We start from the raw sequence: 24,931 nt of genomic DNA, 5'->3' as shown, positions 1-24,931 counted from the left end.
TTCTTCTCTTGGAAATGGAATAAGAGAAGTTGATAGAGTTCATAGTGCTGTCGTAGTTCCTCGGAGAAAGACAGGAGTTTTTCCAGTATTTCCTTGTTAGTCAAGTGCATTCGGAACATAGGGCGATAAAATCGTTTATCGCTGATTTTACGGCTATCTTGTTGTATCAATTTCCAGTAGCGTTTCAAGGCTCGGTATTCCTGCGATGTTCTGTCGAATTGATTCATAATTTGAATACGGATACGGTTCATAGCACGACTAAGGTGTTGAACAATATGAAAGCGGTCGAGTACAATTTTTGCATTCGGAAATAGCTGTCTAGCCAATTTGTAGTATGGACTAAACATATCCATGGTAATGACTTTGACTTGATTTCTAACCTTTCTAGGATAGCGTAGAAAGTAGTTTCGGATGGTTGCTTGTGTTCTTCCGTCCAGAATAGTAATGACATTTAGGGAGTTGAAATCTTGAGCGATAAAGCTCATTTTCCCCTTCTTGAAGCTATATTCATCCCAGCTCATCACCTCAGGTAAGGTATTCCAATCTGTTTCAAACTTGAACTCATTAAGCTTTCTCATAACTGATGAGGTTGAGATAGATAGCCTGTGTGCAATATGTGTCATTGCTTGATTTTCGATGAGTAATTGGGCGATTTTCTGGTTAACCGCGGCAGAGATTTGGTGGTTCTTCTTGACAAGAGGAGTTTCAGCGACAGCCATTTTCCCACATTCTTTACACTTGAAGCGACGCTTTCTAAGTCGGATAAGTAAGGGATAGCCAGCTGTTTCTAGGTAGGGAATTTTGGAGGCTTTTTGGAAGTCGTATTTGGCCATTTGTCCCTTGCAGGAGGGACATTTAGGGGCTGTGTAATCCAAGTGACCGTGGAGTTCTAAGTGAGTTCCCATATCATATTCATCAGTGATAACGATATTTTTATCTTTAATTCTGAGAAAATTTGTGATAAGATTTAGTTGTTCCATATGAGTCTTTCTAATGAGTTGTTTAGTCGCTTTTCATTATAGGGCATATGGGACTTTTTTTCTATACTCAAAAAGGCTCCATAATCTCTACAGTGGATTTACCCACTACAGAAATTATAGAGCCAAAAAAATGAAGTTAGATGACTAGCTTCATTTTTTATGTATTAGCTCATCTACTACGAACTATAAAAAAGTCTAACTTTCAAATCTCTTGTCCAAGTTGAAATCGTGATTTCTATATAATAAGATAGTATTGTAGATAGACTGTCCCTATCATCTAATCAAAAGTTCATAAAAGATGAAAAATTAAAGGAGGAATGTTATGTCCCATTACGATATGATGAACCAATGGTTTGAGGCACAAAAGAAAATGGCAGAGCAGTGGCAAAGCCTATTGCCAAAGCAGCCTGAGGATTCACAGAAAAATATGTCCACAATTTTGGAAGCCCAGCAACAATTCTTTAATGACTATGTGAAATCCTTTAATCCACTAGCAGGATTTGGATGGCCCTACTCACAACCAATTTCAAATCCAGCTCTCGATTCTTGGAATAAATTGCAGTCTACTTGGACAGAAAACTGGCAAAAAGCCTATCAAGAAGGTCCGTGGGCGAATTATATCTCTCAGTTTCCTGACATGAATACCTACATGGAATACTATCGGAATCAATTCAATCCATCTCGACTTTATGACGCATTGGACTCAGATTCATTTGCGACCCTGATGAAAATGATGGATGCCAATAAGCATTATGTTACGTTTTATCGATATTTCGATCACTTACGCGACCTTTATTCCAAACCATTTGAAGAAGATGGGAAAGTGTTGATGGAAAAAGTCCTTGCGGATGGTCAACGATTCTATTCTGATTTTGTACAACCATTTATACCAGCTCAGCTACGTCAAGTGCTGGAGGCACCTTATCAATTAACTTCCGCAGTTAAGGACAATTGGTCTACCTTTTTAGGTCCATGGGCAGATTCATTCTTTGAACTAAGCCGACTGTATGTGGAGGGGGCCAATGGGGATACGGATAAATTGGCAGAATTTTTTGAGCAATGGAAGGAACAGTACGAGCAAACAGTAGCACCGTTACTACGTATTCCAGGTATGGGAAATCATACGGAAAAGATTGAAGCTCAGAATGCTTTTATTGATAATACCATCCAGTTGCTCCTGACCAGTGTGGAATTCCAACAAAAACTCTCTCAAGTGACCAAAAATAGAGCGAAAGGTCTTTTGGAAGAATATGCCGAATTGGTGAAATCTGGCCAACAACCACAAACCTATAAAGAATTTTATCATCACTGGTCCAATGAAGTTGAGAAAACCTTACAAGCATATTTCTATTCAGATGAATTCTCTCAATTATTAGCCAAATTCGGTACAGCCAATGCCCAATTTGTCATTGCCAGAAATAAACTCTTAGAATTAGCATTGAAAGGATTGCCAGTAGTTCTGGAGAGTGATGCACGTAGTCTTTACAAAAAAGTACAAGAACTCAAACGTGACGTGACCAAACTAAAACGGGAATTGAAAGAATTAAAAAGCCTGCCAGTGGAAGAAAAAACGAGTAAGTCCAAAGCGACTAAAAAAGCAGATAGCAAATAAGTAAGGAAGGAGACTGGATATGTTTGAGGAATTATTTACCATACCCAAGAAAAATGTTCAAGACGCCTTGGAATCGCAGCAACGCTTGTTAAAAGGCATAGAAACCTTGACCAAGTTGGAGAGACCTAAAGGCGGTGTATCTGAAAAAGAAGTGATTTATACAGAAGATAAGCTGGTCTTGTATCACTTTGTCCCAAAGGTTAAGCATCCACTAAAGACCCCGACCCTGATTTCCTATGCCTTGGTCAATAAGTATTATATGTTAGACCTGCAGGAAGGCAATAGTTTTGTGGAAGACTTGCTCAATGCTGGTGCGGACCTCTATGTGATTGACTGGGGCTACCCGACTAAGGATGATATGTTTATCACAATGGAAGACTATATCCAAGGTTACATGCGTAACTGTGTGGAAGCTGTTTTGGAACATTCTGGCGCAGATAAGATCAATTTCTTTGGTATCTGTCAAGGGGCGAATTTTGCGACCATCTTCACAGCCCTCAATCCAGATTTGGTTAAAAACCTAGTAACCGTTGTTGCACCGATTGATTTTTCTCCATGTGACAAATTGCTCTTCCAATGGGGCAAATACCTGGATGCAGACAGCATGGTGGAGGCATATGGCAATGTTTCTGGCGAAATCATGAACAATGGTTTCCTGCTCTTGTCACCAATCAAATTAACTACCAATAAATACCTGGATCTGGTCGATAAATTAGATAATGAAAAAGCCATGACAAACTTCTTGGCGCTTGAAAGTTGGATTTTTGACAGTCCAGATCAAGCAGGGGCTACTATCCGCCAGTTTACCAACGATATGTACCATGACAACAAACTAGTCAAGGGTGAGTTGAAAATTGGGGATGAAACTGTGAATTTGAAGAACATCAAACAACCCCTGCTCAATATTATTGCCAAACGAGATGACCAGGTTCCGACCTTGGCTTCTGAGCCACTTCCAAAACTCGTAGGGTCAAAAGATACGGAGACTGTTTACTATGAATCTGGTCATATCGGCCTGTTTGTCAGCAAGCGTTCACGTGAGCAAGTCATACCAAAACTCATGGATTTTTATAAGTCACACGATGAATAAACAAAGTCCTATCTATCGTTTAGATAGGTAGGACTTTTCTAGGTGAGGTGTTTTCGAATTATGGCTTGAACCTGCTCTGCTTGGTCGGTCAAAAGAGAATGTCCGCCGTCTAAGACATAGAGGTGGGAATCTTCTTTTTTAGTTTGGTAGGTCAACAAGGCTGAATCTAGTCGGACAACCTTGTCCTTATCACCGTGAATGATGATGAGGGGACACTCTACCAGTTGAATGCGATTGTTTCCTGCTAGTATCCCGTTGTGACGGTTGGTCATATTGAAGGTGAAAAGATTGATAAAGATATCTGAGTAATTACGCTGCTGGCACATGGCCTCCATGTATATCTGATAATCAGTTTCAGAGATTGGATGCAGCTGGTAGAGGGGCTCCATGATTTTATTCAGAAGTCGCCTATCCTTTTGTTGCAAGGCAAGTTCTACCTTTTGCAAAGCGGGATTCCATTTTGCCATTGCGCGATTAGTTTGGATCAGCATGGGGAGAAGGCTAAATTGTGCAATATTGCTCTTATTTGGGGAAAGGTATCCTTGAATGCCAACTGAGGAGAGCAAGAAGACCTGCTCAATGGTTTCTGGTCGGAGTGCAGCCATTTCCAGAGCCACACCACCACCGGTTGACCATCCTAAGACACTGTATCTTGGGATGTCCAGCTGCTCCATCAATTCCAAAATATCTTGTGCGAGTTCTTGCAAGGAGTGGACTGGATTTTTGTAGCTTGAATGCCCAAACCCCCGCATGTCAATGGCTATCAATCGATAACTGTCTTCCAATGCCTCCATCAAATGATAAAAGTGTACTGAAGAACTGAGATTGCCGTGCAATAAAACCAGGACAGGGCCCCTTTGACCAGTTTGAGAAAAGGCCAATTCCTCACCATTATTTAATGTTTGCTTGTAAATAGGATATGATTTCATATACTAATTCCTTTCATTGACCCCATTATACAAAATGTTGTTAGAAAATCAAATAAAAAGAACAAGGAGAACATCATGACAAAAGTGTTTGAAGTTGGACAAACAGGTAGTTTTTCCAAAACCATTACAGAAACTGACGTAGTCTTATTTGCAGGAATTTCAGGAGATTTGAATCCTGCCCATATCAATGAAGTTGAGGCTTCCAAAGGCATGTTTAAAAAAAGAATTGCCCACGGCATGCTCGGTGCATCCTTGATTTCCACTGTACTGGGAATGTATTTACCTGGACCTGGAACCATCTATCTGGGGCAGAATCTCAAGTTTCTTAAGCCAGTGGCGATTGGGGATACCTTAACCGCAATGGCTACAATCGTTGAAAAAGATGAAAAAGGCTGGCTCAAATTAGAAACCACAGTAACCAATCAAGAGGGAGTAGTTGTGATTTCTGGCCATGCCAAAGTTATTCCTCCCAAATAATATAATTTTTTGTTATGGTCTACATAAGAGATTGTAATAAGATATATATTGAAAAGGGTTACAAGTTTTGATATGATTGTGACAAAGAAAACAAAGAGGAGGATTTCATTATTATGAATCGTGTAACAGAACTACTTGGAATCAAATATCCAGTTTTCCAAGGTGCTATGGCTCAAATTTCTAGACATCAGTTGGTTAGCGCTGTTTCCAATGCAGGTGGACTTGGTATTTTAGCATCCGGCGGGATGACAGCAGAAGAGGTACGGGAAGAAATCCGAAAAACGAAAGAATTGACGGATAACCCCTTTGCTGTCAACCTGATGTTGATGATGGACAATGTGGCTGAAATTGTGGAAGTTCTTATCGAAGAGGGAGTTAAAATTGTTACAACTGGTGCAGGAACACCGAAACCCTATATGCCTCGTTTGAAAGAAGCTGGTGTCATCGTTGTCCCAGTTATTCCAAATGTGAAATTGGCTCAAAAGATGCAGGAACTAGGCTGCGATGCTGTTGTGGCTGAAGGTATGGAAGCTGGCGGACATATCGGAGAATTGACGACCATGCCTTTGACCCGCCAAGTTGCCGCTAACATTGACATTCCTGTTATTTGTGCTGGTGGTGTGGCAGATGGTCACGGGGTGGCTGCGGCCTTTGCCCTTGGTGCTGAGGGTGTACAGATGGGAACCATCTTCCTTGCGGCAGAAGAGTGTCCAATTCCTGAGAGTTATAAGCAGGCAGTTTTAGATGCTATCGATACGTCAACAGTTGTTACAGGTCGGAAGTTTGGTGCTCCTGTACGTTGTATCAAAAATGACTTAACGACTAAGTATCTTGAATTGGAAAGTCAGGATATTTCGCGTCATGAACTGGAAGCCATTACAATGGGGGCTCTATCTAAAGCCGTCAAAGAAGGCGATGTTGAAAATGGCTCCCTGATGGCTGGCCAAATTGCTGGTTTGGTCAAGGAGATTAGACCAACCAAATCCATTATTGAGGACGTTTTTGCAGAAGCAGAAAGTGTACTGAAAAATCTCCATATTTTTTAAAAACCAATTTTACTACCCAGACAAGAGATGATTGTGTCTCTTGTCTTTTTCTTATGAAACATTCACAAACTGTATGATATATTGGTCCAAAAGCCTGTATTGATAGAAGAAAACAGTTTTTTATATTTGTGAAAAATCTATAATATATTCTTATAGAGAGTTTAATTTTTCTTAAGTAGATTTTTATGTAATTTAGGTATATGATGATAGTGTCAACAAAATGTAAACGCTTTACAAAAAGCAAAAAATAAATTAAAGGAGTCTATTACCATGTCAGTTAAAGAATTAGCTAAAGAGTTGTACCCAGAAGATTTGTTCGGTTATGCTGAAAAATTAACCGAAGGGGAGCTGAAAGTTTTAAAACACTTGCGTGAAGAGTTAGAAACACGTGTACGTCCAATTCTAATTGACAGCTATGAAAAGGCTTTGCTACCAAGAGAAGAAATTTTAGGAGCATTTGCTGCTGCTAAAATCATGACTCACCCTGATCTCTTTGTTGGCCGTGAAGGTTCTTGGAAAGCTGGCGAGTTGTACAATGCTTTCCTTTACTTAGAATTGGCACGCTTTGATCCTTCTGTTGCAACCTTCTATACAGTACACGGAGGATTGGGTTACAATACTATCCTTATTGGAGGTAGCCCTGAACAAATTGAACGCTTTGGTACACCAGTTCGTAACTTTGAAGCACAAACCTGTTTCGCATTGACAGAGCCAGACCATGGTTCAGATATCGCAGGGGGTCTTGCTACAACAGCGGAACGCAAGGGCGATGTTTGGGTATTGAACGGTGAAAAACGTTGGATTGGTGGTGCTAAAACTGCTGACTTTATTCCAGTCTTTGCTCGTGATGTTGAAAGCAAGAAAATCAAGTGCTTCATGGTGAAAAAAGGCAGCCCAGGCTTGTCAGTTGAGAACGTTGAACATAAGATTTCCCTTCGCCTTGTCAACAATGGCCACATCACCTTGAAGGATGTTGAAGTTCATGAAGATGACCGTTTGGTTAACATCAATGGTTATGGCGACGTTGCGAAAATCTTTGTTCGTACTCGCGCTGACGTTGCCTACATTGCTATGGGAACTGCAGCAGGTGCCTTCAATGCAGCCCTTCGTTTGACTACAACTCGTGAACAATTTGGTCGCAAATTAGGTGGTTTCCAATTGGTACAAGAAAAACTGGCTCGTATGCAAGCAAATGTTCAGGCAGCCATTGCCTATTCAGTACGTATAGCTGAAATTCAGGAATCTGGTACAGAAGAAATGCTCAACTCTTCATTGGCGAAATTGCACAATTCACTCCGTATGAGAGAAACAGTTGCCCTTGCTCGTGAAGTGTGCGGTGGTAACGGTATTACTTACGAAACAGAAGTGGCTCGCTTCTTCACGGATGCGGAAGCGATTTATACATACGAAGGAACGCATGAAATCAATGCTATGATTGTAGCGCGTGAATTGACAGGAATTGGTGCCTTTATCTAATCCCTGAAAGGGAGTATAGGCCGACTGTCCTATACTCCTTATTTTTCAAAAGGAAATTGAAAGGAAGAAGATAATGGAAATTACAAAAGTGATGGTAATCGGTTCTGGTCAAATGGGTAGTGGAATTGCCCAAGTATTTGCCCAGGCAGGTTACACCGTATATTTGAATGATATAAAATTAGAATTTGTAGAACGTGGCTTAGCTGGTATCAAAAAACAATTTGAACGTGCTGTTTCTAAAGAAAAAATGACTCAAGAAGATGCTGATGCAGCCCTAGCGCGTTTGATTCCGTCTACAGATTATCAGGATGCAAAAGATGTACATCTGGTAGTAGAAGCGGCGACTGAAAATCGTGATATTAAATTAAGCATTTTCAAGCAATTGCATGAGATAACTTCACCAGATACAATCTTGGCTTCCAACACCTCTTCCCTATCTGTGACAGATATCGCGGCAGCATCTGGCCGTCCAGATAAGGTATTGGGCATGCATTTCTTTAATCCTGCACCATTGATGAAGTTGGTAGAAGTCATTCGTGCTATCCAAACATCTCCAGAAACTGCCCAAGCAGTGGAAGAAGTAACTGCTAAGATCAATAAAACGGCTGTACGTGTGGCTGATTCCTACGGATTTGTTGTTAACCGGATCCTCATTCCAATGATCAATGAAGCCATTTTTGTCCTAGGAGAAGGCGTAGCAAGTGCTGAAGAAATTGATACAGCAATGAAATTAGGCGCCAATCATCCAATTGGCCCACTTGCCCTTGCAGATTTGATTGGTTTGGACGTTGTTTTGGCTATCATGAATGTCTTGAGCAATGGCTTCAACGATCCGAAATACCGTCCTGCACCTCTTCTGAAAAAAATGGTTGAATCTGGAAAACTCGGTCGTAAGACGGGTCAAGGGTTCTTTACCTACTAGAAAGGGGAAAAACAATGAAAGAAGCTGTTATTGTAGCTGCGGTACGTACACCAATTGGTAGTTACGGTGGAAGTTTAAAAGATGTATCTGCGGTTGATTTAGGGGTTACTGTTGTAAAAGGTGCTCTGGAAAAAATCAATCTTTCGCCGGATAAGGTTGATGAATTGATTTTTGGTAATGTTCTTAGCGCTGGCCTTGGCCAAAATGTTGCCCGTCAAATCAGTGTCAAATCAGGCATTCCTATCTCAACACCTTCATTTACCATCAATAAGGTTTGTGGCTCAGGTTTGAAGACTATTCAATTGGCTGCCCAGGCAGTGTTACTCGGTGATGCAGATATTGTCGTTGCTGGTGGTGCGGAAAATATGAGTCAGGCAGCCTATGTACTTCTCAACCAACGGTGGGGAGCAAGAATGGGGCATAGCCAGGTGTTGGATACCATGTTAAAAGATGGGTTAACAGACGCATTTGAGCCGATTCATATGGGAATTACCGCTGAGAATGTAGCTGCTAAGTATGAGATTACTCGTGAACAACAGGATGCTTTTGCGGTCCATTCTCAAGAAAAGGCAGTTGCGGCCATTAAGTCTGGAAAATTCAAAGAAGAAATTGTTCCAGTAGTGATTCCACAGCGGAAGGGTGATCCTATAGTATTTGATACGGATGAATATCCTCGCGAAAATGCTAGTCTAGAAGGAATGGCTAAACTCCGACCTGCCTTCAAAAAAGATGGAACGGTGACAGCAGGAAATGCATCAGGTATTAATGATGGTGCTGCGGCAGTAGTCGTTATGAGCAGTGAGAAGGCAGCAGAATTAGGCTTGCCAGTCCTTGCTACTATCAAATCCTATGCAAGTGCAGGTCTAGAGCCTGAATTGATGGGCTGCGGTCCAATTTACGCTTCACGAAAAGCTCTAGATAAGGCAGGACTTACCGTTGCCGATTTAGACTTGGTTGAATCCAACGAGGCCTTTGCCGCTCAAGCCTGTGCTGTCAACAAAGATTTAGAATTGAATACAGATATTGTTAACGTTAATGGTGGAGCAATCGCCCTCGGTCATCCAATCGGAGCGTCTGGTGCTCGTATCTTCGTCACACTCATTCATGAAATGCAAAAACGTGATGCTAAATGCGGTCTAGCTACCCTCTGTATCGGTGGTGGTATGGGGACAGCGGTCATCGTCACACGTTAGTCAATTTGAATTGAGATTGTGAGGAAAGATTTATGAAAAAAACACCAAATCGTTGGGTCATTTTGGCTGCGGCTATTTTGACCAACCTTTCACTGGGTGCAGGATATGCTTGGTCGGTATTCCAAAAAGCCCTCCTAGAAGCCAATGCTGATAAGGGCTGGGTTCAGGCCCAAACCTCACTAGCCTTCAGTATCTCCTTTGCCATGGTGCCAGTTGGAATGATTATTTTTGGTCCCAAGGTTGATTTACTTGGTCCGAAAAAATTCGTATTCTTAGGCGGAGTCTTATTTGGTCTAGGAATGTTTGCTACAGGTTTTGCCACTAGTCTTCCAGTTTTATATTTGACTTACGGGGTTGTACTAGGTCTTGGAATTGGGGCTGCCTATGGTGCGGCTACCTCTGTCGCCTCCAAATGGTTCCCAGATAAAAAAGGTTTGGCAGGTGGCTTGACAGCGGCAGGTTTTGGGCTTGGTCCTCTAATCATTGGCCCAGTAGCCAAAGGCATGATTGCAGCCATGGGCGTATATCGGACATTTAATGTTCTTGGTATTGCTCTTCTAGTTGTTATCTGTGCATCCTCTCTCGTTATGGAAAAAGCGCCAGCAGCGGCACCTGTAGCCGGTGCTGCTGCACCAACTGGTAAAACTCACAAAGAAATGCTTCGAGAAGGCAATTTCTGGCTTCTCTGGTTGATTTATATTTTAGGTGCAACTGGAGGAATGATGATTATCGGTGGAGCTGCTTCCATTTCTGACCAATACAAACTTGTTGGTGAAGCAACCTTCTTTGTAATGTTGGTGTCCATTGCCAATACCTTCGGTCGTATTTTCTGGGGAGCAGTATCGGATAAGATTGGTCGCTATCCAACAGTCGTAGCTATGTTTGCTGCTGTTGCTGGAGGTCTCTTCTTAACAGCAACCTTCAAGGGCGAAGGTAGTGTTCTAGCTATTCTCGGTGTTATGCTTGTTGCCTTGTCATTCGGTGGTTTCTTGGGTTCCTTCCCAGGCATCACAGCAGAAAACTGGGGTGTCGCGAATGTAGGTACCAACTATGGCTGGATGTTTACAGCCTACGGTGTAGCTGCTATTGCGGGCCCACAGCTCGGTACGCGTCTAGCACAAGCCAACAACGGTGATTATTCAATGGCCTTTTATATCGTTATTGCAATGGCTATTGTAGGGATTGTATTGCAACTTTATTATATTGGAAAAAGTAAAAAAGCTTCCTAACCTCTAAGGCACTCGGAGAAATTCTGAGTGCCTTTTTATTCCATTTGAAATCGAGCTCAATTATTAGTTTTACTAATAGAACGGATAATATATATTAAGTAGACATATATGTCGATAGTTGATAAACTGATAATGTAAGCGTTTTACATTTTGTCAAGGGATAGATATTGTTGACCCTGTTGTCTATCCAACTATTACATTAGGAGAACGACTATGACTAAAACTGTGTTGTTGGAAACCAAGGACCAGATTGGTTTTATCACTATCAATCGTCCAGAAGCCCTAAATGCACTTAGTTCACAAGTACTGACAGATTTAAATGAGGTTCTCGATACTGTCGAAAAAAGCAAAGATATCCGCGTTGTCATCTTGACAGGTTCTGGTGAAAAAGCATTTGTAGCTGGTGCCGATATTAAGGAGATGGACAAGATGTCTCCTGTTGAAGCATTCGAATATATGACTTTTGCCAATGATACTTTTTCTAGATTAGAGCATCTCCGCCAACCAACCATTGCAGCCATTAATGGGTATGCTTTGGGCGGTGGTATGGAGCTAGCCTTATCAACGGACATCCGACTTGGTCATGAAAAAATCTTAGTAGGCTTCCCTGAAGTCACATTAGGTATTATTCCTGGGTTTGCAGGAACTCAACGGATGTCACGACTCATTGGAATTAGTAAGGCAAAAGAACTCATTCTGACAGCGCGCAATGTGAAAGGTCCAGAAGCTCTTGCTTTGGGAATCATCAATCACATGGTAGAACCTGAAAAATTGATGGAGGAAGCAGAAAAGATTGCTCATTCCATTATTAAAAATGCTCCGCTTGCTGTAGAGAAAGCCAAACATGTGATTAGCGTAGGTATTGAATTACCATTGCAAAGCGCCATTCGTTTGGAAACAGAAGCAGAAGCTCTGCTATTTTCAACCGAAGATAAAAAAGAAGGCATGGGAGCCTTTGTCGAAAAACGAAAAGCAGTATTTACTCGTAAATAAGTATTGACCAAAGAGGAGAAAAACATGGCAAAAATTGTAACGCTTAAAGAAGCCGTATCTTTGATCAAACCAGGCCATATCGTAGGTATCTCCGGATTCCTCGGTGTTGGCGAACCTTTTGAATTGATCGAAGGTTTGGTTGCAGAAGGGACCAAGGATTTAACCTTAACGTCTGTCGTTACCTCACATCCAGGTAAAGAAGTTGGCGTTGGTCGCTTGTGTGAAAATCATCAAGTAAAAAAATATATTGCAGCCCACGTTGGTACCTCTCCAGGTGCTCAAAAAGCCTATTTCAGCGGTGAAATGGAAGTAGAATTTACCCCAATGGGAACAGTAGTGGAACGTCTTCACGCCGCGGGTGCTGGTTTGGGAGCTGTTTTGACCCCAACAGGTGTTGGAACGATCTTGGAAGAAAACCAAGAAAAAGTCGTTCGAAACGGTCGTGAATATTTGGTTTATGATCCATTGAAAATTGATGTTGCCTTGATTAAAGCAAGTAAGGCAGATGCTTATGGTAACTTATTTATCGATGGTACTACTAAGAATATTTCCCTACAACTAGCATTGGCTGCGGATATCGTTATTGTTGAAACCAATGAAATCGTTGAAGTTGGTGATATTCGTCCAGATGATGTCTATATTCCAGGTATCTTGGTAGACTATATCGTACAAGGCTTGTCTGTTCAGGAACACCATGAAATGATGGGAAATCTTTGGACTGAAACGAAGAAATTAGCAGGAGTGTAAAAATATGAAAGCTAAAGAAGTTATTGCACGTCGTGTCGCGCTAGAATTTCATGATGGCGATGTTGTCAACCTCGGCTTTGGGATTCCGAACGCATCTGCTGACTACATTCCAGATGGGGTAAATGTGATTCTACAAGCTGAGAATGGTGCCTTGCGTTTTGGTGAAACACCTGGAAAAGACAATTATCATCCAAATACAGCCAACTCAGGTGGAGCACCTATTACCTTAAAACCAGGCGCCTCAACATTTGATATCCAAACTTCATTTGCAATCATTCGTGGGGGGCATGTGGATGCTACTGTATTAGGAGCTCTAGAGGTATCACAGGATGCTAGTATTGCTAACTGGATGATTCCAGGTAAGTTTGCACCAGGTATGGGTGGCGCTATGGATTTGCTAGTTGGTGCCAAACGTGTTATCGTCGCGCTTCAACACACAGATAAGAGTGGAGAATCAAAAATTCTGAAAGAATGTTCTTTGCCACTTTCGGCCAAAGGTGTCGTATCAATGGTTATTACCGATTTAGCAGTTTTTGAATTCCAAGATGGAAAATACCTTCTCAAAGAAGTTGCTCCAGGAGTTACTGTAGAGGAAGTTCTTGAAAAGACTGCTGGAGATGTCATTGTAGCTGATGAAGTCATTACCATGCCGATTTAATCACTTTTACTAACTCTGAATAATAAATATGATTTTTTGACAGAAAGAATGGACAGTCTATCTATCAAAAACTTGAGTAAAAGAAAATACAGAAAAGCTGAAAGGAGCAGGGCAAGAAGCTCAGCGCCACTTCTTAGAGTTCGTGTCAACATCTCAGCGCAGTGGTTGATTGGCGGATTTGTTCGTGTATTACACTCCAAATCCGACCTAATCAACTGTGCGGGGGTGGGAAGACGAACTCTTTTTAGACCATTCGTGTTCTTTCCCACTCCCTTTGTTAACAAGGTAAATCATTCATTTTTCTGTTCAAAATAAGTGAATATTTAAGTACATAATGTTATAATAATATCAAGACTATGTTCATTATTTTTTACTATATAGAAAGTCTTGAAAGGAGAAATTCAGCTCATGAGTATGGATATTGTTCAGATGGGATACTTTATAAATATTGTTGAATATAAATGTAACCTCTCCTTAGCTGCAAAGAAAATTCATATTAGTCAGTCTGCCTTAAGTCAGTTCATTACACATTTTGAAGCCAGTGAAGGCTTGCAGCTCTTTAACAGAAAGAATGGGCGATTAGATGGCTTGACTGAGGCTGGAGAGCGTGTATTTCAATATGCTTCAGAAATTGTTGCCAAGTACGAAGAAATGCAAGCTATGATACAAAAAGAAGTAGCCAAGCAACAAGGGACGATTCGTTTGGGCATTCCGTCTCTTATCTTACGAGTGTATTTTGCCAGTACCCTACCACAGTATTTATTTAACTACCCTGATATCAATATTCAAATTCATGAAGGTGGGGGAGTTGAACTTCTGAAAAAATTTATGGATAATGAGCTAAATATAGCCCTTCTCATCGAACCGACTCATCTAGATAGTAAAAAGTATGAACAGCATATTATTCAGATGGATGAATACGTGGCGTTTATGGATCGGAATCACCCACTAGCTCAAAAGGAGCTCTTAGAATGGAGTGACCTACGTGATTATCCAATGGCGACTTTTAATAAGAATTTTACAACCTATCAATCAATAATAGACAAATTAAAGAAAGAAAAGGTAAAAATCCAACGCATGCATTTATCTTCTTCATGGGACTATATTATTGCGGCAATAGCTGGAAATGATATGATTGGCGTATTGCCGCGACCAGTTGAGGAATTGATTGATAAAGATCGGTTTAAAGTTGTCCATTTTCGCGATGCCTTACCATTTAATATTTGGCTCTGTCGGCCATACCGTAAAAGAGTTGGAGAAGTGGAAAACTTTATTTATGAGGAAATATTAAAATTGTACTATTCACCGGTTAATGAATGATGGAGTCTTTGTATGATGTTCGATCAGCAACTATTGAGTCAGGTTCAAGAGTTTATTCAAGTTGAGGTTGTAGGGAAATCACGATACTATGATGTCAATGAATTATTTCCTGAGCGCCTGTGGACCATGCTCACCCAAGATATCGGAATTTTTAGGTTATTGGTAGATTATCCAGATGCCAAGAAAGGATTTCGGACCTTTCTAGAAGTCATCCGTCTGCTCTCTAAAGAATTTCCTTCCCTAGCTAGTATTGCCTATACACACGGCATTTATGTCATTCAACTCTTACAAGAATTTGGGACAGAAGCTCAAAAGAATCGCTATCTCAAAGATTTTGTCTCCTGTAAGCGAATGGGGGCATTTGCCTTCTCTGAGAAGGATATAAACCTCGAGCAACAATCCCTTCAAACTGTAGCAGAAGAAACAGATGAAGGGTGGTTGATCACAGGAATGAAACATAAGATTGCCAATATTTCTGTAGCAGATGTTTTGTTTGTTTTAGCGAAGACAATTGATAAACAGGGACGGAAGAGAACAGGCATTTTTATCATTGAATTGCCACATGTTGGTGTGAAAATTGGACCATCGGTGGATAAGCTGGGTTTAAGAGCCATGCCCTTGGCACCTGTCGAACTAGAATCTGTTCTGGTAGAGCCTGAGCAATTACTAGGAGACGTTTTAGAAGGCCTGTCACAATGGAGCCGTATTCGATTGCGAATGTGGAGTGCCATTTCTGCACAATCAATTGGAATTGCTGAAGGTGCCTTTCAAAATGGAATTGCTTGCAGCCAAGTCAAACGAAATTTTGGAAAACGCCCCATTGATGTGGAAATCAATCAATTTAAATTTTCTGATCTGAAGGCAAAATTGATTTCAAGTGAAGCCTATTATAAGGACTGTCTAGAGGCAGAGGTTATAGAAGAAAGATGTGTTTCGATTTTGAAATTATTAACTTCTGAAATGGCAATAACCATCTCAGAAGAAGTGCTCCGAATCACTGGAGCCTATAGTTTTTTGGGTAATCATGATATGGAGCGGTTTGTGCGTGATGCTGAAGTAGCGAGTACTTACGGTGGCTCAAGTGATTCTATTCGGAAAAAAATAGCGAAAGTTTGGCTTTGATTGACAAAGGAGGTATGCATGTTACAATCATTCAAATTTGAAAATATGACAGTAACCTGGTTGCGAGGGGCAGATAAATATACGGATGCAGGCACCTTATTTGGACCTGTTCCTAAGGCAGTTTGGAGTCGCTATTATCCAACGACTGAAGATGGTCTGATGGCCGATCTGACAGACCCTATTCTGATTGAGTACCAGGGGAAACGATTTTTAATCGATACTAGTCTAGGTACAGAAAAATTAGATGCCAAACAACGTAGGAATCTAGGAGTTCTTTCTGAGAATCAGCTGGTCGAAAGTCTGGCTGAAAAAGGGTATTCTAGAGATGATATTGATGTTGTCCTCATGACCCATATGCACAATGATCATGCAGGTGGTCTAACCTGTTTGGAAGATGGAGAAATCGTCTCAACCTTCCCTAATGCACAGATTTACATCAATGAAATCGAGTGGGATGAGGTAAGAAATCCAAATCCTAGAACTCGAGGGACTTATCTCAAGGAGAATTGGGAAGCCATCCAATCGCAAGTAATCACTTTCGGTGAATCGATAGAAATTATTCCAGGAATTGAAATGCATCGAACCGGAGGTCATAGCAATGGCCACTGCTTGATTCTCTTAAAACAAGAACACCAAACCATCATTCATATGGCCGATACCGTTCTGACTCACGTTCACCGTAATCCACTTTGGGTGGCTGCTGTGGATGATTATCCTATGGATAGCATCGCCGCTAAGACAAGGTGGACAAAAGAAGCTTATGAAAATGGCTACATTTTCTTGTTTTACCATGATCCATTTTACTCTCTGCTCCAATTTGACCCGTCTGGTCAAGAAGTCGTAGCCTATATGGAAAGACCGCGACCTCCAATTGTTCCTTTTACGGAGAAACAAGATAGGCGACTGGTCATTCCTGCAACTGCGAAAAATTTAGCGAACTAAAATGATGAAAAGCGTGAAATCAAGGTATCTCAGCAATTGATTTTGTGCTTTTTCTTTTTTGACATTTTGCCAGCCTCATCGTTTTTGTGGTAAAATGAAAACAGAATATGAGGTATACATGTTAGTTATTGGACAGATTGAGACAATAAAAAAAGAGAAGTTAGGCCCCTTGACCGTTTTATGCGGTGAAGATGTCGGTCAATATCAGATCGCAAAGGATTTATTGTTGCGACAAATCGATTTCGATCCTGCAGACCTTGGTTTTGCCTATTTTGATATGTCAGAGGCGGATTATAGTCAGGTGGATTTGGATTTGGTTTCTCTTCCATTTTTTTCAGATGAAAAAGTTGTCATTCTTGATTATTTTGCTGACTTGACGACGGATAAGAAGCGGCATTTGACGGATGACGAGCTCAAGCAATTTGAGGCTTATTTGGAAAATCCAGTTGACACGACACGATTGGTTATCCTAGCTCCAGGAAAGTTAGATAGCAAACGACGCCTGGTCAAACTCCTCAAGCGAGATGGTCTGATTTTGGAAACTAGTCCTCTGAAAGAAGCTGAATTGCGCCAGTTTTTCCAGAAGGAAATTGGTCGCCTAGGTTTGAATATGGAGGGTGATGTTTTTCAATACCTCCTCGGAAAATCTAATTTTGACTTTGCCGAAATCAGTAAAAACCTAGCCTTTTTACAGTCCTATAAGGGACAAAAATTGATTACGATGGCAGACATTGACGCTGCCATTCCTAAGACCTTGCAAGACAATATTTTTGACTTGACACAGATGGTTCTCCAGTCCAAAATGGATGAGGCCCGTCAACTGGTTCGCGACTTACGATTACAGGGAGAAGACGAAATCAAACTAATCGCCATTATGCTGACCCAATTTCGGACTTATTTGCAGGTTCAAATTCTTCAAGAACAGGGCAAAAGTGAGCAGCAAATGGTGGTGGAATTGTCAGAAATCATGGGACGGAAGGTCAATCCATTCCAAATTAAATTTGCCCTTCGAGATTCTCGCTACCTATCCATTGGATTTTTGAAAAAGGTAGTTCGCTTGTTGATTGAAACGGATTACCACATCAAGACCGGTCAGTTTGATAAGGATTACTTGTTTGATCTTGCCTTGTTAAAAATTGCAACATCGTGATTACCAGACAAATAAATTGAAAAGGCTCTCACATTGGAGTACAATAGGTATATCAATTAGTATAGGAGAACAAATAAATGGCAATTATTTTACCAGACCTTCCATACGCATACGATGCTTTGGAACCACATATTGATGCAGAAACAATGACCCTACACCACGACAAGCACCATGCAACGTATGTGGCGAATGCAAATGCAGCTCTTGAAAAACACTCAGAAATCGGTGAAGACTTGGTGGCACTTTTGTCAGATGTAGAGAGCATTCCAGCTGATATCCGTCAAGCCCTTATCAACAACGGTGGCGGCCACCTCAACCACGCTCTCTTCTGGGAGTTGCTTTCACCAGAAAAAACAGAAATTTCAGCAGAATTGGCAGCTGATATCGATGCAACTTTTGGTTCATTTGATGCCTTTAAAGAAGCCTTCACAACAGCTGCAACAACTCGTTTTGGTTCAGGTTGGGCTTTCTTGGTTGTCAATAAGGAAGGCAAGTTGGAAGTCATCTCAACTGCTAACCAAGACACTCCAATCATGCAAGGTTTGAAACCAATCTTGGCATTGGATGTTTGGGAGCACGCTTACTACCTCAACTACCGTAACGTACGTCCAAACTACATCAAAGCCTTCTTTGAAATCATTAACTGGAACAAAGTTGATGAACTTTATAAGGCAGCTCGTAGCAACTAATCTACTAGCTTACTGCGACGTTTTTTCGAGGAAACGACCTATTTCCGAGAAAAACTAGTCAGTCCTCTAGGAAAGCTAATCGGGCTTTCCGTGGGAGTGGGAAAGAACTCGACTAGTTCAAAAAAAGTTCCCCTCACTTCCAAACAGTAGGTTCGGGCTAAAATAGTCCACTGGACTATTTTACTCCCACCCCCGCATAGCTCAAACTGTCTGGGAGACAGTTTGAGGTTGGAAATAAGGCGAACTCCTGTTCGCAACAATAGTAAAGGTCGGATTTGGAGTGTGAAACACGAACAAATCTCCCAATCAACCACTGCGCTGAGATGTTGACACGAACTCTAAGAAGTGGTGCTGGGCTTTTTGCCCAGCCTCTGAGGAGTGGGAATAAGGTTGACGAACTTTATAAAGCTGCTAAATAAGATTATAAAACAGGCGAATGTTCGCTTGTTTTTTTGTCCTCTGAAAACCACTAGCTATGCTAGTGGTTCAGTAGAGCTTCTAGCGAGGTATTAAAAAAGCCTCCCAAAGTGATAAGATAGAAGTGGTTTCCCCGCCACTACATCAAATCAAATAGGAGGTACCTCATGAGAGAGGATAATGAAAGTTTATCACATACTCGCTGGAATTGTAAATATCATCTAGTTTTTGCGCCTAAATATCGTCGTCAAATCATTTACGGCAAATATAAGGCCAGTATCGGAAAGATTATCCGAGATTTGTGTGAGCGAAAAGGCGTCACTATCCATGAAGCTAATGCCTGTCCTGATCATATCCACATGTTAGTTAGTATTCCACCCAAAATGAGTGTTTCCAGTTTTATGGGCTATTTAAAAGGTAAGAGTAGTTTAATGATTTTCGACAAACATGCCAATCTAAAATATAGGTATGGGAATAGAAAGTTTTGGTGCAGAGGCTACTATGTAGATACGGTAGGACGCAATCAAAAAGTGATAGCAGAATACATACAAAACCAATTACAAGAAGACAGGGTAGCGGACCAGCTCACTTTGTTTGAAACGGTTGACCCATTTACAGGGGAAAGCAACAGGAAAAAAACTGATGGTGCTTTAGCACCTGCTCGGGAAAGTGGTGCGCGAGGAAGCTATTTCAGTGGGCCTTTGGCCCTGGCCGGAACAAGCGGCTTATAGCCGCAGAACAAACCACCAGTTCGACTGGTGGTTTTGATTCAATATTTTGAGTATTTTTCTTTACAATGGAATAGGATTTTAGTATAATTTATTTTGTGTGTAATGGACGCACAAAAATACAGTTTATCCGCTGGGTTTAAAAGCACCTAAGATTGACAAAGATAGGAGAATAAAATGAATCCATTGATCCAAAGTTTGACAGAAGGTCAACTTCGTACTGACATCCCTTCATTCCGTCCTGGTGACACTGTACGTGTTCACGCTAAGGTTGTCGAAGGTAACCGCGAACGTATCCAGATTTTCGAGGGTGTTGTTATCTCTCGTAAAGGCCAAGGCATCTCAGAAATGTACACTGTACGTAAAATCTCTGGTGGTGTAGGTGTTGAGCGTACATTCCCAATCCACACTCCACGTGTTGATAAGATTGAAGTCGTACGTTACGGTAAAGTACGTCGTGCTAAATTGTACTACCTACGTGCATTGCAAGGTAAAGCAGCACGTATCAAAGAAATCCGTCGTTAAGAAGGTCTTTTTGACTGAATTAGTCGGAATGAGAAGGGGCAGCAAAGTGCTGCCTCTTTCTTTGTTTTCCAACCTCCAAGCATTCTCTGAACCTTAGGAGCTAGATTTTTTCTTTCTAAACTCAACTAAATATGTTAAACTATGTATCGTAAAATATATTTTTCGATTTCAAGAAAAAAATAATGATAAAAACTTTTAAAGGAAACCAATGAACATAATGAAACAACTCTGGTGGTTTTTCAAGCTAGAGAAGAAACGCTACTTGATGGGGATTATTTCCCTGTGCTTGGTAAGTGCACTGAACTTGCTTCCGCCCTATATCATGGGAGAAATCATTGACCGAATTGCAAGTCATCGTATAGCCGGTCATCAACTCCTTATTGGGATTGCTGGCCTAGTCCTCTCGGCAGTCGGGATGTATGTTTTGCGCTATATTTGGAGGATGAATATTCTTGCGACTTCCTTTCGGCTTGGAAAAATCATGCGTGCTAGGCTATTTAAGCATTTTATGAACATGTCTCCCTCTTTTTTTCAAAACCATCGAACAGGGGATTTGATGGCGCACGCTACCAATGATATCAATGCTTTGACACGGTTAGCAGGTGGAGGAGTGATGTCATTTGTTGACGCGACGGTAACGGCTCTCATGACCTTGGTAACCATGTGTTTTATGATTTCCTGGAAAATGACCTTGGTTGCTATTCTCCCCTTGCCATTCATGGCCATGACAACTAGTTTTCTGGGTAGAAGGACGCATGAGAATTTTAAGGCTTCACAAGCAGCTTTTTCAGAATTAAACAATAAGGTACAAGAATCGGTATCAGGTATCAAAGTGACCAAGTCATTTGGCTATCAAGAACAGGAAACTCAAGCTTTTCAAGAAGTCAATCAAGCCGCCTATTTGCAAAACATTAAGACCATGCGCTACGATGCCATGTTTAACCCAGCTGTCCTCTTTTTCGTCGGTCTGTCCTATGTTTTGACCTTACTTGTTGGGAGTCAATTTATCAGACAAGGACAAGTAACAGTTGGTCAATTGGTTACCTTTATGACTTATTTAGATATGCTAGTTTGGCCCTTAATGGCCATCGGTTTTCTGTTTAATATTACCCAACGTGGTGCTGTTTCCTATGAAAGAATTCAGGCATTATTACATATCCAATCAGATATCGAAAGCCCTAAAAAACCTTTGTCAACACCAGAAAATGGGGATATTACTTTTGAAATACATTCATTTGCCTATGAGGAACAATTGACCCTCCAAGATGTTCATTTCACTCTAAAAAAAGGCCAGACAATGGGTATTGTCGGGCCGACAGGATCAGGAAAAACTTCACTTTTAAAATTACTACTACGGGAATATGATGTTGAAAATGGTCACATTTTGTTACATCAAGAAAATATCAAAGACTACCGCTTAACGGATCTTAGAAGTTTGATAGGTTATGTACCTCAAGATCAGTTTCTTTTTGCTACGAGCGTAGCAGATAATATTCGCTTTGGCAATCCCAATTTTAATCAGGATGAGGTTGAAAAAGCTGCAAAAATCGTACATGTGTATGAAGATATTTTAGATATGCCTGAAAAATTTGACACTATTGTAGGCGAGAAGGGGATAGCATTATCTGGTGGACAAAAGCAACGCTTGGCAATGGCACGTGCAATGATTTTAAATCCTGAAATCCTATTGCTAGATGATTCCTTATCAGCAGTTGATGCCAAGACAGAACATGCCATTATAGAAAATGTTAAAGAAGGAAGACGAGGAAAAACAACGATTATCACAGCCCATCGTTTGTCAGCAGTTGTACATGCAGATCTTATTATCGTTTTAGACAATGGACAAATTATTGAACGCGGGAATCATCAGGAATTACTTGAGAAGAAAGGCTGGTATTACGATACTTACATGTTACAACAGTTGGAATTAGAGGAGGAAACAAATGAGTAAAAAAGAAACTCCAAACGTTTTTTGGAGACTGATATCCTATGTAAAACCTTATCTTTTTCTAACCATCGCTGCATTAAGTTTTTTATTACTAACAACAGTTATTCGCAGTTTTATTCCTCTATTAGCATCATATTTTATCGATAACTACATCAATCAGGTGACGGATGAAATTTTGTTGGTCTTGGGTGCGTACTTTGGCTTGTATGTTCTCCAAATGTTGTTTCAATATATTGGGAATTTCTGGTTTGCTAAGGTTTCCTACAGTGTTGTTCGAGATATTCGCCAGGATGCCTTTTATAAAATGGAATCCTTAGGGATGGCCTATTTTGATCAAACACCAAGTGGCTCGATTGTATCTCGATTGACAAATGATACGGAGAGTATATCAGAGATGTTTTCTGGAATTTTATCCAGCTTCATTTCTGCCATGTTTGTCATAGTTGTCACTCTATATACCATGTTTGCTCTTGATTGGAAATTAACTAGTCTCATCGTCCTCTTTTTACCAATCATCTTCCTGTTGGTGAATTTGTATCGTAAAAAATCAGCACCAGTAGTTGCTAGAACGCGAAGTTTATTGAGTCAAATCAATAGTAAACTTGCTGAGAGTATTGAGGGGATTCGGATTATTCAGGCCTTTAGACAAGAGGAGCGTTTGTCTGATGAGTTTGAAGCAATTAATCAAGAACACTTAGCCTATGCCAGTCGGTCAATGGCATTGGATAGCCTATTTTTGCGACCAGCTCTTTCGCTGATTAAAATACTAGCCTATGCTCTTCTAATGACCTATTTTGGCTTGGATTGGTCAGATACACCGGTATCCGCAGGACTCATTTATGCTTTTATCCAATATGCTAATCGTTTATTTGATCCTCTTTTAGAAGTTACCCAACACTTTTCAACCCTTCAGACTTCTATGGTGTCTGCGGGGCGCGTGTTTACTCTAATGGATCAAACGATTGAGGAGCCAAGGCAAGAGAGTAGGGATGTGCGAATCACTAAAGGCGATATTGTCTTTGAAGATGTGTCATTTTCTTATGATGGCAAGCGGAAAATTTTGGATCATGTCTCATTCCAAGTAAAAAAAGGGCAAACAATTGCCTTTGTTGGGGCGACAGGATCTGGAAAATCTTCCATAATAAATGTTTTTATGCGTTTTTATGAATTTCAATCAGGTCGAATACTGATAGATGGACAAGATATCCGTCAATTTTCGACGGAGGAATTGCGTTCAAATATTGGTCTCGTCCTTCAGGAACCCTTCTTGTATCATGGAACCATTGAGTCTAATATCAAAATGTATCAAGATATTAGCCAATCGGAGATCGAAGAGGCCGCGCGTTTTGTTGATGCAGCACCATTTATTGAGAGTCTTCCAGATGGTTATCAACAAGTTGTTACGGAGAGAGGGGCTTCTTTTTCAACCGGGCAACGTCAGTTACTTGCTTTTGCACGAACTATGGCTAGCCAGCCTAAAATATTGATTTTAGATGAGGCAACAGCTAATATTGATTCGGAAACGGAGCAAACTGTTCAACATTCTCTTGAAAAAATGAGGAAGGGGCGAACAACCATTGCCATTGCCCACAGATTATCCACCATACAAGATGCGGATTGTATTTATGTCTTAGAGAAGGGTAAGATAATTGAAGCAGGTAGTCATGAAGCTTTGTTGGCTCTAAAAGGAACTTATCATCGGATGTATGAGCTCCAGGCTGGTCAGTTGGCTCAAAAATGAAATTTTTAAATCTAGGAGGTTAGGATGTCTCACTCACGAATTCCTTCAATCATGTCAGACTTGCGACAAGATATTGTTCAAATGCCAGAGGTTATCAAAGAATCTAGTGGTATTCGTATTTACGGTCGTCGTATTCGTTCTGTTTTATTTACAACGGATGTCTCCATTATTGCAAATCACAATGCGGATGCGATATTAGCTGTCTATCCCTTTACACCAAGTCCTGCTATTATCAAAAGTATCATGATGGTTTCCTCGGTTCCTGTTTTGGCAGGTGTTGGGGGCGGTTTAACGACAGGATTAAGGTCAGCCAATATGAGCCTGCTTTCAGAGTCTGAGGGGGCTTATGCAGTTGTTGTAAATGGCCCCACGGATGTCAAAACAATTGAGGAGATCAATAAGATGGTTGATATTCCGATTATTTATACAGTTGTATCTGAAAAATCTGATCTTGCTTCCCGAATTGAAGCAGGTGTTGATATTTTAAATGTTTCCTGTGGTGTAGATACACCAAATGTAGTTAGGAAAATTCGAGAGTCATTTCCAGATTTTCCAATTATCGCCACAGGAGGTCCAACTGAAGAATCAATCCGGCGCGTGATTGAAGCTGGTGCAAATGCCGTTTCCTATACAGCACCAAGTAATGGTGAGCTTTTTAAAGGGAAAATGGAAAAGTATCGAAAATACGCCAAGGACTAACCAACCCTTGCATTCTTCTATTTTATGAGTTAAAATAGAAGAACAACTTCCCTTAGTTAAATGGATATAACAAATTCCTCCTAAGAATTAGTTGCTGGTTCGATTCCGGCAGGGGAGATAGAAATACAACGAAAACCCTTGATACACAAGGGTTTTTAATTATGGCTTCGAGCCAGTTTTTCTCGTAGAGAAAAACAAGAAAACCACCAGCTATGCTGGTGGCTGACAAGGCTTTGAGCTTCCATTTCTTTTTCCTGTTATAATCTAATTGTTCAGGTTAGATAAAGGAGGAAAAAGA

At 40.8% G+C, this 24,931-nt stretch carries 22 protein-coding genes, 1 tRNA gene and 1 pseudogene; 22 read left to right on the top strand and 2 right to left on the bottom strand.

Annotated elements, in window-relative coordinates; genetic code table 11:
- Positions 1–980, bottom strand: a 980-nt coding sequence (locus C1E99_RS03945) for an ISL3 family transposase (RefSeq protein WP_105206650.1), incomplete at its 3' end; no start/stop codon positions are given.
- 322 nt (positions 981–1,302) lie between these two features.
- On the opposite strand from C1E99_RS03945, the gene C1E99_RS03940 reads away from it, so the two are divergent.
- The gene (locus C1E99_RS03940) at positions 1,303–2,592 is read left to right on the top strand and encodes a poly(R)-hydroxyalkanoic acid synthase subunit PhaE (RefSeq protein ID WP_105206649.1); all 1,290 of its coding nucleotides are present in this window, start codon (positions 1,303–1,305) and stop codon (positions 2,590–2,592) included.
- A gap of 19 nt (positions 2,593–2,611) precedes the next feature.
- The gene (gene phaC, locus C1E99_RS03935) at positions 2,612–3,682 is read left to right on the top strand and encodes a class III poly(R)-hydroxyalkanoic acid synthase subunit PhaC (protein WP_105206648.1); all 1,071 of its coding nucleotides are present in this window, start codon (positions 2,612–2,614) and stop codon (positions 3,680–3,682) included.
- Between the two features lie 38 nt (positions 3,683–3,720).
- Here the strand turns inward: phaC and C1E99_RS03930 are convergent, their stop codons facing one another.
- Positions 3,721–4,611, bottom strand: coding sequence for an alpha/beta fold hydrolase (locus C1E99_RS03930; RefSeq protein ID WP_105106760.1), 891 nt, complete (start codon positions 4,609–4,611; stop codon positions 3,721–3,723).
- Positions 4,612–4,686: 75 nt separating this feature from the next.
- Here C1E99_RS03930 and C1E99_RS03925 point away from each other — a divergent pair, with 75 nt between their 5' ends.
- The 20 genes and pseudogenes from C1E99_RS03925 (at position 4,687) to C1E99_RS03825 (ending at position 24,751) form a co-directional block, all read left to right on the top strand.
- Complete coding sequence (locus C1E99_RS03925; RefSeq protein ID WP_105106759.1) at positions 4,687–5,088, top strand: MaoC family dehydratase; 402 nt, start codon at positions 4,687–4,689, stop codon at positions 5,086–5,088.
- A 113-nt stretch (positions 5,089–5,201) separates the two neighbouring features.
- Entirely contained in the window at positions 5,202–6,134 is a 933-nt protein-coding gene (locus tag C1E99_RS03920) for a DUF561 domain-containing protein (protein ID WP_105106758.1), read from the top strand.
- Positions 6,135–6,404: 270 nt separating this feature from the next.
- Complete coding sequence (locus C1E99_RS03915) at positions 6,405–7,610, top strand: acyl-CoA dehydrogenase family protein (protein ID WP_105145152.1); 1,206 nt, start codon at positions 6,405–6,407, stop codon at positions 7,608–7,610.
- Between the two features lie 73 nt (positions 7,611–7,683).
- Positions 7,684–8,532 (top strand): 3-hydroxybutyryl-CoA dehydrogenase, encoded by an 849-nt coding sequence (locus C1E99_RS03910; protein WP_105206647.1) that lies wholly within the window; start codon positions 7,684–7,686, stop codon positions 8,530–8,532.
- 14 nt (positions 8,533–8,546) lie between these two features.
- Complete coding sequence (locus C1E99_RS03905) at positions 8,547–9,725, top strand: acetyl-CoA C-acetyltransferase (protein WP_105206646.1); 1,179 nt, start codon at positions 8,547–8,549, stop codon at positions 9,723–9,725.
- 32 nt (positions 9,726–9,757) lie between these two features.
- On the top strand, positions 9,758–10,954 hold the full coding sequence (locus C1E99_RS03900) for an OFA family MFS transporter (RefSeq protein WP_105206645.1): 1,197 nt from the start codon (positions 9,758–9,760) through the stop codon (positions 10,952–10,954).
- A 213-nt stretch (positions 10,955–11,167) separates the two neighbouring features.
- On the top strand, positions 11,168–11,947 hold the full coding sequence (locus tag C1E99_RS03895; protein WP_105206644.1) for an enoyl-CoA hydratase-related protein: 780 nt from the start codon (positions 11,168–11,170) through the stop codon (positions 11,945–11,947).
- Between the two features lie 24 nt (positions 11,948–11,971).
- Positions 11,972–12,694: a CoA transferase subunit A gene (locus tag C1E99_RS03890; RefSeq protein WP_105206643.1), complete on the top strand. Its 723-nt coding sequence runs from the start codon at positions 11,972–11,974 to the stop codon at positions 12,692–12,694.
- Between the two features lie 4 nt (positions 12,695–12,698).
- Complete coding sequence (locus tag C1E99_RS03885) at positions 12,699–13,352, top strand: 3-oxoacid CoA-transferase subunit B (protein WP_105206642.1); 654 nt, start codon at positions 12,699–12,701, stop codon at positions 13,350–13,352.
- Positions 13,353–13,766: 414 nt separating this feature from the next.
- A complete protein-coding gene (locus tag C1E99_RS03875) occupies positions 13,767–14,672 on the top strand; it encodes a LysR family transcriptional regulator (RefSeq protein WP_105206651.1) in 906 nt (301 codons plus the stop codon).
- Positions 14,673–14,684: 12 nt separating this feature from the next.
- A complete protein-coding gene (locus C1E99_RS03870) occupies positions 14,685–15,794 on the top strand; it encodes an acyl-CoA dehydrogenase family protein (RefSeq protein WP_105206640.1) in 1,110 nt (369 codons plus the stop codon).
- Between the two features lie 18 nt (positions 15,795–15,812).
- The gene (locus C1E99_RS03865; protein WP_105206639.1) at positions 15,813–16,736 is read left to right on the top strand and encodes an MBL fold metallo-hydrolase; all 924 of its coding nucleotides are present in this window, start codon (positions 15,813–15,815) and stop codon (positions 16,734–16,736) included.
- 118 nt (positions 16,737–16,854) lie between these two features.
- The gene (gene holA / locus C1E99_RS03860; RefSeq protein ID WP_105206638.1) at positions 16,855–17,886 is read left to right on the top strand and encodes a DNA polymerase III subunit delta; all 1,032 of its coding nucleotides are present in this window, start codon (positions 16,855–16,857) and stop codon (positions 17,884–17,886) included.
- A 77-nt stretch (positions 17,887–17,963) separates the two neighbouring features.
- Positions 17,964–18,575, top strand: coding sequence for a superoxide dismutase SodA (gene sodA, locus C1E99_RS03855; protein ID WP_105206637.1), 612 nt, complete (start codon positions 17,964–17,966; stop codon positions 18,573–18,575).
- 584 nt (positions 18,576–19,159) lie between these two features.
- Positions 19,160–19,630: pseudogene (tnpA, locus tag C1E99_RS03850) on the top strand (IS200/IS605 family transposase); the annotation flags it as partial.
- Positions 19,631–19,897: 267 nt separating this feature from the next.
- Positions 19,898–20,245, top strand: coding sequence for a 50S ribosomal protein L19 (gene rplS / locus C1E99_RS03845; RefSeq protein WP_011921928.1), 348 nt, complete (start codon positions 19,898–19,900; stop codon positions 20,243–20,245).
- Between the two features lie 208 nt (positions 20,246–20,453).
- On the top strand, positions 20,454–22,196 hold the full coding sequence (locus C1E99_RS03840) for an ABC transporter ATP-binding protein (RefSeq protein WP_105206636.1): 1,743 nt from the start codon (positions 20,454–20,456) through the stop codon (positions 22,194–22,196).
- Entirely contained in the window at positions 22,189–23,934 is a 1,746-nt protein-coding gene (locus C1E99_RS03835) for an ABC transporter ATP-binding protein (protein ID WP_105206635.1), read from the top strand. Before C1E99_RS03840 ends, C1E99_RS03835 begins: the two co-directional genes overlap by 8 nt.
- A 24-nt stretch (positions 23,935–23,958) precedes the next feature.
- Positions 23,959–24,633, top strand: a complete 675-nt coding sequence (locus C1E99_RS03830; protein ID WP_105206634.1) for a hydrolase — start codon at positions 23,959–23,961, stop codon at positions 24,631–24,633.
- Positions 24,634–24,679: 46 nt separating this feature from the next.
- Positions 24,680–24,751: transfer RNA gene (locus C1E99_RS03825), tRNA-Arg, on the top strand.
- The last annotated feature ends 180 nt before the right edge of the window (positions 24,752–24,931 follow it).

The sequence above is a fragment of the Streptococcus suis genome, from assembly GCF_002964045.1.
Taxonomy (GTDB): domain Bacteria; phylum Bacillota; class Bacilli; order Lactobacillales; family Streptococcaceae; genus Streptococcus; species Streptococcus suis_U.
This window is presented reverse-complemented; position numbering and strand designations above follow the sequence as displayed.

What these genes read in the sequence shown, in the direction of transcription:
- C1E99_RS03875 (WP_105206651.1), top strand. Translation starts at nt 13,767, where the DNA reads ATGGATATTGTTCAGATGGGATACTTTATAAATATTGTTGAATATAAA.
- C1E99_RS03865 (WP_105206639.1), top strand. Translation starts at nt 15,813, where the DNA reads ATGTTACAATCATTCAAATTTGAAAATATGACAGTAACCTGGTTGCGA.
- holA (WP_105206638.1), top strand. Translation starts at nt 16,855, where the DNA reads ATGTTAGTTATTGGACAGATTGAGACAATAAAAAAAGAGAAGTTAGGC.
- C1E99_RS03870 (WP_105206640.1), top strand. Translation starts at nt 14,685, where the DNA reads ATGATGTTCGATCAGCAACTATTGAGTCAGGTTCAAGAGTTTATTCAA.
- C1E99_RS03920 (WP_105106758.1), top strand. Translation starts at nt 5,202, where the DNA reads ATGAATCGTGTAACAGAACTACTTGGAATCAAATATCCAGTTTTCCAA.
- C1E99_RS03905 (WP_105206646.1), top strand. Translation starts at nt 8,547, where the DNA reads ATGAAAGAAGCTGTTATTGTAGCTGCGGTACGTACACCAATTGGTAGT.
- C1E99_RS03890 (WP_105206643.1), top strand. Translation starts at nt 11,972, where the DNA reads ATGGCAAAAATTGTAACGCTTAAAGAAGCCGTATCTTTGATCAAACCA.
- C1E99_RS03915 (WP_105145152.1), top strand. Translation starts at nt 6,405, where the DNA reads ATGTCAGTTAAAGAATTAGCTAAAGAGTTGTACCCAGAAGATTTGTTC.
- C1E99_RS03940 (WP_105206649.1), top strand. Translation starts at nt 1,303, where the DNA reads ATGTCCCATTACGATATGATGAACCAATGGTTTGAGGCACAAAAGAAA.
- sodA (WP_105206637.1), top strand. Translation starts at nt 17,964, where the DNA reads ATGGCAATTATTTTACCAGACCTTCCATACGCATACGATGCTTTGGAA.
- C1E99_RS03910 (WP_105206647.1), top strand. Translation starts at nt 7,684, where the DNA reads ATGGAAATTACAAAAGTGATGGTAATCGGTTCTGGTCAAATGGGTAGT.
- C1E99_RS03930 (WP_105106760.1), bottom strand. Translation starts at nt 4,611, where the DNA reads ATGAAATCATATCCTATTTACAAGCAAACATTAAATAATGGTGAGGAA.
- C1E99_RS03925 (WP_105106759.1), top strand. Translation starts at nt 4,687, where the DNA reads ATGACAAAAGTGTTTGAAGTTGGACAAACAGGTAGTTTTTCCAAAACC.
- C1E99_RS03900 (WP_105206645.1), top strand. Translation starts at nt 9,758, where the DNA reads ATGAAAAAAACACCAAATCGTTGGGTCATTTTGGCTGCGGCTATTTTG.
- C1E99_RS03895 (WP_105206644.1), top strand. Translation starts at nt 11,168, where the DNA reads ATGACTAAAACTGTGTTGTTGGAAACCAAGGACCAGATTGGTTTTATC.
- phaC (WP_105206648.1), top strand. Translation starts at nt 2,612, where the DNA reads ATGTTTGAGGAATTATTTACCATACCCAAGAAAAATGTTCAAGACGCC.
- C1E99_RS03835 (WP_105206635.1), top strand. Translation starts at nt 22,189, where the DNA reads ATGAGTAAAAAAGAAACTCCAAACGTTTTTTGGAGACTGATATCCTAT.
- rplS (WP_011921928.1), top strand. Translation starts at nt 19,898, where the DNA reads ATGAATCCATTGATCCAAAGTTTGACAGAAGGTCAACTTCGTACTGAC.
- C1E99_RS03840 (WP_105206636.1), top strand. Translation starts at nt 20,454, where the DNA reads ATGAACATAATGAAACAACTCTGGTGGTTTTTCAAGCTAGAGAAGAAA.
- C1E99_RS03830 (WP_105206634.1), top strand. Translation starts at nt 23,959, where the DNA reads ATGTCTCACTCACGAATTCCTTCAATCATGTCAGACTTGCGACAAGAT.
- C1E99_RS03885 (WP_105206642.1), top strand. Translation starts at nt 12,699, where the DNA reads ATGAAAGCTAAAGAAGTTATTGCACGTCGTGTCGCGCTAGAATTTCAT.